Source organism: Mesorhizobium sp. M0960 (genome assembly GCF_040319055.1).
Taxonomy (GTDB): domain Bacteria; phylum Pseudomonadota; class Alphaproteobacteria; order Rhizobiales; family Rhizobiaceae; genus Mesorhizobium.
The window spans coordinates 1-512 of record NZ_JAMYNN010000061.1; the positions used below are offsets into that span (position 1 = coordinate 1).

Genomic DNA, 512 nt, shown 5'->3' on the forward strand with positions numbered 1-512 from the left:
CGGCTTTTTCAGCGCGAAAAGCGCCATCTCTCGCTCACGATCGACGGTGAGCGGCTCTTCCAGACCACGACCCAGGCTTTCGAATCCATACGCGAGGTGCGTAATGCCATTGTGCGGCAGCGCGAAAGCTTCCAGCTTAGCCTGCGCGTCAGTCCTTCCTTCGGCGAGAAATGGCTGGCGCCGCGGTTGGCCGAGTTCAGCAAGGGCTATCCGAGCTGGAATTTGCGCGTCGACGCCACGCCCAATTTCTCGGATTTCGAAACGGAGGTCATCGATCTCGATCTTCGTTATGGCGACGGCGGCTGGGCCGGCCTTTATTCGGATTGCGTCGTCAACGATCTGATCCTGCCGATGTGCTCGCCTTCCTATCTTGCCGAACTGCGCGCGATCTCACCGGATCCGCGCGAGCAGCTTCGCCATGCGCGGTTGATCGACAGTGTGAAGGCCTATTTCCGGTGGGATTATTGGCTGCCGTGCAACGGTATCCAGGGCGCCCGCATGACGTATCCCTA

General features: G+C 59.8%; 1 protein-coding gene. It reads left to right on the forward strand.

Annotated elements, in window-relative coordinates; translation table 11 throughout:
* Positions 1-512, forward strand: a 512-nt coding sequence (locus NKH63_RS31310; protein WP_352920537.1) for a LysR substrate-binding domain-containing protein, incomplete at both ends; no start/stop codon positions are given.